Source organism: Microcoleus sp. (assembly GCF_041354475.1).
Classification (GTDB): Bacteria; Cyanobacteriota; Cyanobacteriia; order Cyanobacteriales; family Microcoleaceae; genus Microcoleus.
The window spans coordinates 87869-97950 of the sequence record NZ_JBGJZU010000014.1 but is presented as its reverse complement, the minus strand read 5'-3'; the positions used below and the strand labels follow the sequence as shown (position 1 = coordinate 97950).

Here is a 10082-nt window from a genome sequence, read left to right as displayed (position 1 = left end):
TGGAGTTTCCGCAGGTGTCGGAGTCGGAATCGGAGTTGGAGTTTCCGCAGGAGTTGGAGTCGGAATCGGAGTTGGAGTTTCCGCAGGAGTTGGAGTTGGAATCGGAGTTGGAGTTTCCGCAGGTGTGGGAGTTGGAATTGGAGTCGGAGTTTCCGCAGGAGTTGGAGTCGGAATTGGAGTCGGAGTTTCCGCAGGTGTCGGAGTTGGAATCGGAGTTGGAGTTTCCGCAGGTGTCGGAGTTGGAATTGGAGTCGGAGTTTCCGCAGGTGTCGGAGTTGGAATCGGAGTTGGAGTTTCCGCAGGTGTCGGAGTTGGAATCGGAGTCGGAGTTTCCGCAGGTGTGGGAGTTGGAATTGGAGTCGGAGTTGGAATTGGAGTCGGAGTTGGAATTGGAGTCGGAGTTGGAATTGGAGTCGGAGTTGGAATTGGTGTCGTATCTACAATAGTCAAAACAGCCGTAGAAAGATCCCCCAAATCAGCCCCATTAGTAGGAGAAATTAATCTTAAATTAACAGTTTCATTTCCTTCTACTAAGGTGTCATCAATAATTTCAATAGTGAAAGATTTACTGGTTTCGCCGATCGCAAAATTCAAAGTACCCGATGTTGCGGTATAATCGCTGCCAGCATTCGCCGAGCCATTACTTGTGTTATAATCGATACTAGCTACTGCATTTGTCTCATCAGTGCGAGTCACAGTAATTGTCGCAAAATTACCGTTTTCATTAACTGTATAATCGGCTTGACTAAAGTTAAATGTACCTGTATTATTGACGTTGATATTGAAAGTTTGATTGGGCGAAGTATCCACGCCACTGTTATCAATACCGCCACTGTCTTTGAGATTTATAGTAATCGTAGCACTACCAGTTTTACCAGGGGCGGGCGTAAACGTTAGTTGTCCTAAAGAGTCGATCGCAGGTGCTACACTAAATAAACCTGTATTGTCATTCCCCACCACTTGAAAGTTGAGGCTTTGTCCCGACTCGTTGGCTGGCCCTGCGGAAATCGCTGTAGCCCATCCAGTAACGCTTTGCGGGCCTGCGTTGCGGTTGAGAGTGCGATCGAACCCTTTGACAAACGAGGGTGCGTCGTTAACTGGATTAACAGTAATTGTAGATGTTATCGCATTAGTGCTAAACGGTGTTTTTCCCCCAGTGACAGAAACATTGACACCCGTTGTACCGCTAGCAATTCCGTTACTTCCATCCCACGCGCGAAAGGTGATTTTTGGCTCGCTACCAGACGTAGTATAATAATCTGGGTTGGGTAAAAAACGCACTTTCCCAGGTGTTTGCACCGAAACCCTTGTCAGGTTAATGTTAGCTTGGGCTGAAGTAGTATCGTCTCCTAGAAATATAAAATTAGGAGTTTCGTAAGGATCGATCGGACCGCTAAATGCAGTATAATCTCGCAGTGGTCCGGTTAGGATTACCTCGCTATCATTATAAAGAAAGTAATTTGCACCTTGCACTTTCAGAGTATAATTAGTAGCCAAATTAGTGTTGTAAGCAACATTTTCCGCAGCCACCAATAAGCTATTAGTTTGCCCCCCTGGATTAGGAGTAATGCCGTATCCCAGGGCAAAAATATTCCCAGAAGTTGCAGATAGCTGTTGAAAACCGATTTCTATTGCTTTGCGATCGCTTGCTACCGCTATAATACTAAAACCAGCTCGATTGGGATTAGTGCGCGATTCGGAAAGAATTTGCAGATTAAAAGATATACTAAAGCCCGAATTGCGATCGAGGATCGGAAACGAAGGATTTAAAGGATTGTTGCTATACCCCGCATAAATATTATTAGCAGCAGTGCTATTTAAATTAACTCCATTCCCGCTAAATATTTCCGAAGCAATAACCCCAGGAGTCGCAGCATTTAAATTAGTAAAATTCAGCCAACCTTGCTCGCTGGGAGTGTTACCAAGTAAGCCATTATAAACAACATTCGCTCCTAAAACAGTTGCTGAATTTTCAGAAACATTACCAAAATTTGTCCAAGTATTTCCACTATTATTCGAGAATTGCCAATTGCCGTTAATATTTTCAACTCCCGTAACGGCGACTCCTAACATATCCTGATTAGCATCACTACCCAACTCCGCAAGATAGCCACCAAAGCTAAATCCTGTGTTAGCTGAGTTAGTTATATCTTCGTTAATCTGGAATGAGGGATTAACAGTAGGATTTGCCAAATTTGGAGCGCTATTTGCCTGGGGATTGCGGAGGCTGTTAATATAAATAGTGTTAATTCCACCATTGGGCAAACCGAGGGAACCGGGGCTGTTGACAGCATAATTTATAGTTTTATTGACTCCGCCCACAGCACTGGAAAACTCGACAATGCCACCGTTGTTGGGTGCTGCAATTTGCACCTTAGCTGCATTGCCAAATTCTCCGTGGGTTCCTGATGTCCTCCAGGCGATGGAATCTACTGTATTGGTTGTATTGAGAGGGGTAGTATTATCAACATATACAACATCGGAAGCAGCTAAATCGCCATCAAAATTTCCGACTGGTAGTAACTTGGTCAAAAATCCACCTTCGGCACTCAATGTAATATTCCAATCATTATTTGTGCCAAGCGGTAGAGGATTGTAAACAATCTCTTGATTAGCCGGAGGGCCACCAATAGCAAGTATTGTTCCTGCTTTAAAAACAGGCGCAATACTTGCCATATTAGTAAATCTGTAAGCTGAATATTTAGCTGTTGTGGGAACAGTTGAATCCCCCACAAAATAGCTCTGAAGCTGAGTTACAGTTAAATCTTCTGTCAGCAATAACTCTATATACTCGTTACCTGTAATGTCTCCTGTAGCCCTGCGGAATTCGTTGATAATTATCTGTCCCATATAGATGCACCTAAATTTCAAATAAAAACGATGTTTTATCTGTCAAGCACTGCCGCCCTAGGACTGGCAATACCAACTTTTTATGAGGCTGCATAGAATTCGATCCCCCCTAGCCCCCCTTAAGAAGGGGGGGACCGGAAGCTTCTTGAAGTCCCCCTTTTTTCCCCCTTGGGGGGGGTGGGGGATGCGATGGGGATCGAGATATGTGCAACGACCCATTAAATTGGTACAACCTAAATTGATTTTGGTCTCAATAGTTTACGTAAAACTACTGAAACATAATACCAAATTAGTATTAAATATGATAAATTATAATAGTTGTACGGAGGAGATATGTCAAGCACAATTTTAAATAATTGACAGGACTTATATCAAAGGCGGTAGCATCGGCCTGCATTCATCTCTCTTATCTCCCTCTGTGTCCTCTGCGTTCTCTGTGGTAAAAAGAATTCCGGTAGCATCGGAAACGATAGGACTAAAAAACGCAGATAATTGGGCTTTATCTGCGTTTATTGGGGGTTATTTGGGTTTTAAGTAAGGGGCGATCGATTTACTTAAATTACGGTAAAGTCCAGGGGTCCGATCGCCCTTGGTTGCACTCCATTCAGTACAGCCAACACTTCGCCAGTATTGGCAATCGTGATGAAAGTTGCATTGTTTTGTGGAATGAAACTGAGTCGATCGACCGTCAAACCTCTAGTTAAAATCAGCACATCCTCACCTGGGATAAAATCAGTAATAAAATCGCTGCCTTGTCCGGGGGGTCAACAAAAAGCGATCGCCACATCATCGCCGCTACCCCCGAAAATGAGATCGTTGCCGCCATCGCCGTTGCTTGGGCGTGTAATTGAAGCTGCCATCGGATTTCAGGGCGATCGCCCCGTTAGTCGGGCCTGTGACTAAACTAGCACTCAGCGGGTCGCTATTGGCGTCGGTGTCGTTGCTTAAGACGGATGGAAGTCCGTTGAGAACTTTATCGTGCAGGGTAGTATAGGTGTCAGGATTTGCCACCGGGAAGTTATTAACCGAGATGTTGCCGAGAGTAAAAGTGGCACTTGCTTGATCCGTGTCGTCGCCGAAAAATAAAAAGCTTGGCTGTCTGTAGGGATTGAAGGGTAAAGCTGGCTGGCTGGTTGTTGGATTAAATGCCGTATAGTTCCGCAGCGGCTGATTCGTCAGGCTTGGTATTGCTACACCACCGGCAAACAAGGTGTAAGTGCTGCCTTGAACTACCAGTTTGTAGTCGGTAGCAGTGCTGATGTTAAGATTCGCATTTACCCCGCGAGTGAACAGGGGATTATCTTGCTGAGCAAAAATGCCTCCGTTGGCGCCTAGGTTACGCTTGGTGAAACCCAGTTCAATACCTGTTTGAGCGTCGCTGCTAATCGCGATGATGCTGAAACCGGCGCGATCGTCAGTCACTATTACTGTTTTCCGCCGTCACTGCAACGTTGAAAGACACGCTATAGCCGTTGGTGCGGCTGAGGGCGGGGAAAGTTGGACTGACTAGAGTAAATGTTCCTGGCGCAGGAGTAGGAGTGTATCGGTAGTTGGTATAGCCTGCATAGCCTGTATTATCATTCGCGGCGGTAACGCTAGCATAATGCCCGTGTTGGGCGAGTACGCACCAGTAGGTAGAAGACCACCGAAGCCTGGAAGAGGTACTTGTCCGTAAGCTAATTGAGTACCCGCTGCTGTCCCGATTCCTGGTGTTGTTGCTGGTGGTGAATAGTTTGTGCCGTCGTAGAGGGTTCGGGGGAAGGCAAATTGATAAGCGGTTCTGGTGGCTGGGTCGATCGCCATTCCAGCAACAATCCTTCCCGTTGTATAATCTAGTTCCCAGTTTCCGCCCTTAGCTGCGCTGCCTACAGGCGTACTAGAAGCCGCAATTTTTGCCTTGGTTAACAGACTGATTTGCTGCACGAAGTTAGCGCCTTTCTCGCCCGCAGCTACCTCGCACCCGTACAGCAAAATCTCTGCACTCTCTGCCAGCGATCGCCCCCAATACTGCAATTGCTTAGCATAGGTTTTTAAGTTTGTCAAATTAAGAGCGATCGCGCCTAGCTGCAAACTACTAGGGCTACCGTGGGAAATGATATGAATGCTTTTAATATTGCTGCGATTCCGCAACACTTCGGCGATTTGTGATACTCCATCCCTCGTCGCATCGAGGGTAATTACTTCTGTCCCCGGTTCGATACCGTCGCGGAGAGTTTTGCTGTCGGCAACGGCGGAGTCTATAAATGCGATCGAAGTGGAGACTAAACCCATATACTCGGACATAATACACCTGAAGATAGATGAAGATAAGGAAATTTAAGGTGTGTCCAACCTAGCAACTCAGTCGAGCAATGTCATTAGTAAAATTTAGATATCGAGTCTCGATCGAGTTTTTGAGAATTAAACAGAATGTTCTTGCAGCCAAGTCAGCAAATCTGAAATACTCGTAAAATCCAACATTGCTTCTCCTAAATTCTCCAATTCCTCAAGATTTAACTCGCGGATGCGCGTTTGAATATCCGGTGAAATTTCACCAACTAACCGCATCATTTGACGAACTATCAATGCTGCTTTTCCTTGCTGAATGCCTTGTTCAATGCCTTGCTGCATGCCTTGCTCAATGCCTTGCTGAATGCCTAGATCTATCGCACCTTGTTGATCTTGAATCCAAAACTCTTGATTTTGCAATTCATCTAATTCTTTCTGATTCATATTCGTGTCATTTGCAATTTGAAAAGCCCTTTCAATTTCAGGCACTGTACTCATGGTTTCAGGAACCGTTTCTAGGTTGCTAGTGTTTTTGAGAAAATAAATCCACTTATCTGTCAGCGTTACCAATTCCGACAATTCTTTATTAAATTTCGGCAACTCGATGAAAACCAACTCAATCTCGCTGTCAGGATAATCAAACAGCCGCTGCGTCTCTTTGAAAGCAAACCGCGAAATTACTTCAGATTGACCTGGAAACATTTCAAAATCGGTGATGTTCAAAGCGATAACTTGTCTCAGTCTATAATAACGATCGCCTCGATTTAATTGCAGTGCATAAGTTTTGGCAGCATTGTACAAAACTCGCTTGCCAAATGCAGGCACGTTCAAAACTTGCATTTCGATAATTACAATTCTGCCATCATTGATAGTAGCTTTGACATCTAAGTAAGTATCTTTGCGACCAAAAATTTGAGCAGATAAATAAGGATCGATGATTTCTAAATCTTCGATAACAGATTCGCCGGCATACAGCATAGCGTTCAAAAAACTAATCAAAATTTCTCGGCTTTCGTTAGAACCGAAAATCTTCTTGAAGGCAAAGTCTATTTTGGGATTAATAAATCTCATAGTTCTGAGTCACAAATGTTTTGTTTACAATTATAAACTGCCACACTTAAAATTGACTGCCTAACAGTTCTTCAGCAACCAATCCTTTTTGAATTGCGAGTACAGCAGCTTGAGTGCGATCGCGCACTTCCAACTTTTGCAAAATCGCATGAACGTGAACCCGCACCGTCCCTGGCGCAATGTACAATATTTGAGCAATTTCCTGATTGCTTTTCCCCCCCGCCACTAAAGCTAAAATTTCCTGTTCTCGCTTCGTCAGTGGATTTTCCAAAACTTCCGATTTAGGGCTATTTTTAACAGGTTCAGGATTAGCAAAAACCGCCCTAATTTCCGCAGTGGCGGCCCGATCCCACCAGGAAGCACCCGCCGCTACCGAGCGAATTGCCAACACCAAAGTTTCCGCCGCAATTCCCTTGAGACAATAGCCCTGAGCCCCCGCTGCAATCAATCTTTCAATTAATGATTTTTGAGAATGAGATGTTAAAATTAAAACTGGAATTGCAGGATGCCGCTGTTTAATTTGGCGACAAGCTTCAATGCCACCAATTCCCGGCAAACCGACATCGAGAACCACCACATCCGGTAAGTGTTCCTGAGTCAATTCTACCGCTGTTTCGCCATCTTCGGCTTCCGCAATTACTTGCAAGCAATTTTCTTGATGCAATCGGGTTTGCAGCCCCAACCGAAACAGTTCGTCATCTTCAACTAAGAGAATTCGCAAGGGATAAGCTGGTTTCATTTCTCTGGGATTGCAGGGAGTCGGAATCCAAATAAAGCACCGTGAGGCAATTTATTTTCTGCCCAAATTATACCATCATGGGCGTCAATAATTTGGCGAGATAAGTATAACCCCAATCCCGATCCTTTAGCTTGCCGATCGCCATTTCCTTGATAAAAACGATCGAACAAGTGCGGCAGTTCCTCTGCTGTAATTCCCAACCCGCTATCAATAACTTTCACGATATGATAACTTGAATAAAATTCCATCACCACTTCTACTTTACCACCACGAGGGGAATGGTTGATCCCATTGGTCAATAAATTCACAAAAACGCGCTGAAGTTGCACTGCATCGCCTTTTACCCACAAAGAGCGACGAAAATCTGATTCTCCGTAACTAATATTAATGTAAACTCGACGCGCCGCCGATAAATCGATGAGAGTGGCAATTACTTCTTCTGCTAAAGTTACTAAATTTACGGGAGCAAGCTGTAGTTTTAAACCTTCAGTATCGTTGCGGTAAACATCCAGCATGGTTTCTACTAATTGTAAAGTCATTTTGTGCGATCGCGTCATGGTTTCCAAAACTTTTTGCTGAGTAGAAGTCACATCGCCAAATTTGGCCTGTTTAAAAGCTTTGATAGTCTCGATCGCGCCCAGCATCGGCGTTTTTAAATCATGACTCAAAGTAGACACAAAATCTTCTCGGATGCTAGCTAATTGTTGCTGAGACTGCAATTGCGCTTTGGTAAGGGCGATCGCTTCTTCGTACTGCTGATTGCGATCGCTCAAATAGCCAGTAACCCCCAAAGCCATGACAGCGATCGCCCTATTTGCTACAGTTGCTAGGGCGATCCTTTCTCCATAAGGAAGAACCAAATTTAACAGAGTCAATAGCGCTGCTACCAGGGTAATTTGCAACTTACCCAACCGACTCAGGCGCGAGTTTGCCATTAAAATCGGTCCAGTATACAAATATCCAAATAAATATTCCGAAGGCGTGCTCAATTCTAGTGCTACCACAATGGCAAATAAAGTAGCGATCGACCATCTGCCCCGCCAATATTTCTCTCCCAGAGCCAAGTCTTCCTTGATTTTAAAGATTTTTTTTAACATCATTAATTCATCCATATTTTATCTATATATTTCATTTGTTTTGACGCAAATAGCCCGCGTTTAGATCCAAAATATATCTCTAAGTATAGTTACTTGAAAAAATCTAAACATTGGTCTACCACTAAAACATATAGCAGTTATACATAATTGGTAAACAGCAACTTATACCTGGGGGTTGATTATCAACCACCCTAACTTCAAGTATATTGATTGTTAAAAGTAGACTGCACTTTTAAGAAAGTATTGACTCCCTTATGATTGAAGGATTAATTCAAATCGCCTTAACGCTAATCATAGTAGTAGCGATCGCCCCGGTTTTTGGCAATTACATGGCACGAGTATACATGGGAGAAGCAACCATCCTCGATCGCGCCGCTAAACCCCTAGAACAAATCATCTATCAAGCTGGCAATATTCGCTCGGCAGATTCAATGACAGGTTGGCAATATGCGCGATCGATATTCTACAGCAATATCGCCATGGGCATATTTGTTTTCCTCATTTTCATGCTTCAAGGATTTCTCCCTTTAAATCCTACCGGCTTAGGTACACCAACCTGGGATACCGCCCTGCACACAACTATTTCATTCCTCACCAATACCGACCAACAGCATTACTCCGGCGAGACAACATTTACTTACCTATCCCAGTTAACTCTAGGCTTTTTAATGTTCACGTCAGCCGCCACCGGTTTAGCAGTAGGCATTGCCTTTATTCGAGGATTAACAGGTAGAGCTCTAGGCAATTTTTACATCGATTTAATTCAATCTATCACCCGCATCCTGCTACCAATTTCTTTAATCCTTGGCTTGCTTCTACTAATTAATGGCGTACCAGAAACCCTAGCAAGTCCAGCAGTTGCCACCACCTTAGAAGGCAGCACCCAAGTAATAGCCCGTGGCCCGGTTGCTCACTTTGAAAGCATCAAACAACTAGGAGAAAACGGCGGCGGATTCTTTGCCATTAACTCGGCTCACCCCTATGAAAATCCCAACCCTTTTACTAACCTGCTGGAAACCATAGCCATGGTTTCAATTCCGGCAGCGCTCATTCATACTTACGGGATATTTGCCAATAATAAAAAACAAGGCTGGCTAATTTTTTGGATGGTTTTTAGCATCTACGTTTTCTTGATTGGCATTGCAGCAGTCGGCGAATTCCAAGGCAATCCTCTCATCAACAAATTACTAGGCTCAGTGCAGCCAAATTTAGAAGGAAAAGAAATTAGATTTGGCTGGGCCCAAACCGCCCTTTGGGCAGTGACTACAACAGGCACAATGTGCGGTGCTGTCAACGGAATGCACGATTCTTTAATGCCTCCCGGCAGTTTTGCTACTTTATTTAACTTGTTTCTACAAATAGTTTGGGGCGGACAAGGAACGGGTACAGCTTACCTATTTATCTACTTAATCTTGAGCGTATTTCTCACCGGATTAATGGTGGGCAGAACCCCAGAATTTTTAGGCAGAAAGATAGAAAAACCGGAAATAGTTTTAGCCAGCGTTGTGCTGTTAATTCATCCCATCGCTGTTTTAATTCCCGGCGCAATTACCCTCGCATTTACCGACAGCTTGAGCGGCATCAGCAATCCCGGATTTCACGGCATTTCCCAGGTGATGTACGAATATGCTTCGGCCGCCGCCAACAACGGTTCAGGTTTTGAAGGATTGGCAGACTCTCAACCCGCGCCTACCGGAATGTGGTGGAATTTAAGCACCTGTTTTAGTATGCTATTAGGGCGCTATGTTCCGATTGTGGCACTGCTGCTGTTAGCAGACAGCATGACGAACAAACAACCAGTACCAGAAACAACAGGAACTCTCAGAACCGACTCAGTTTTATTCACCAGTGTCACCGCTGGAGTAATCTTAATTCTAGGCGCATTAACATTTTTCCCGGTGCTAGCTTTAGGACCAATTGCCGAAGGATATGAAATTAGCAGTGGCAAATTTGAACCTGCACCGACCACAGTACCAGCAACACCTTTAGCCACACCAACTCCTCCACCTCTGTAGCAAAAAAATGTCAACATCAATCCTCTCTTTCTCTGTGTTCTC

Annotated in this window: 8 protein-coding genes; 1 reads left to right on the top strand and 7 read right to left on the bottom strand. The window is 44.3% G+C overall.

Annotated elements, in window-relative coordinates:
• From ACBR23_RS08145 to ACBR23_RS08115, 7 genes are all read right to left on the bottom strand, one after another.
• A partial coding sequence (locus ACBR23_RS08145) for a Calx-beta domain-containing protein (RefSeq protein WP_371125637.1) occupies positions 1 to 2850 on the bottom strand: 2850 nt, incomplete at its 3' end.
• Between the two features lie 554 nt (positions 2851 to 3404).
• Positions 3405 to 3563: a hypothetical protein gene (locus ACBR23_RS08140; protein WP_371114292.1), complete on the bottom strand. Its 159-nt coding sequence runs from the start codon at positions 3561 to 3563 to the stop codon at positions 3405 to 3407.
• An 82-nt stretch (positions 3564 to 3645) separates the two neighbouring features.
• Positions 3646 to 4272, bottom strand: coding sequence for an Ig-like domain-containing protein (locus ACBR23_RS08135; protein WP_371119056.1), 627 nt, complete (start codon positions 4270 to 4272; stop codon positions 3646 to 3648).
• Positions 4273 to 4356: 84 nt separating this feature from the next.
• Positions 4357 to 5133 (bottom strand): DUF4347 domain-containing protein, encoded by a 777-nt coding sequence (locus tag ACBR23_RS08130; protein WP_371119057.1) that lies wholly within the window; start codon positions 5131 to 5133, stop codon positions 4357 to 4359.
• A gap of 117 nt (positions 5134 to 5250) precedes the next feature.
• The gene (locus tag ACBR23_RS08125) at positions 5251 to 6189 is read right to left on the bottom strand and encodes an Rpn family recombination-promoting nuclease/putative transposase (protein WP_371114295.1); all 939 of its coding nucleotides are present in this window, start codon (positions 6187 to 6189) and stop codon (positions 5251 to 5253) included.
• 46 nt (positions 6190 to 6235) lie between these two features.
• A complete protein-coding gene (locus tag ACBR23_RS08120) occupies positions 6236 to 6928 on the bottom strand; it encodes a response regulator transcription factor (RefSeq protein WP_341736582.1) in 693 nt (230 codons plus the stop codon).
• Positions 6925 to 8040 carry a sensor histidine kinase gene (locus ACBR23_RS08115; protein WP_371120906.1) on the bottom strand — a complete coding sequence of 372 codons (1116 nt, stop codon included), beginning with the start codon at positions 8038 to 8040 and terminating at the stop codon, positions 6925 to 6927. Before ACBR23_RS08115 ends, ACBR23_RS08120 begins: the two co-directional genes overlap by 4 nt.
• Positions 8041 to 8279: 239 nt before the next feature.
• Here ACBR23_RS08115 and kdpA point away from each other — a divergent pair, with 239 nt between their 5' ends.
• Positions 8280 to 10040 carry a potassium-transporting ATPase subunit KdpA gene (kdpA, locus tag ACBR23_RS08110; protein WP_371119058.1) on the top strand — a complete coding sequence of 587 codons (1761 nt, stop codon included), beginning with the start codon at positions 8280 to 8282 and terminating at the stop codon, positions 10038 to 10040.
• Positions 10041 to 10082 lie beyond the last annotated feature (42 nt).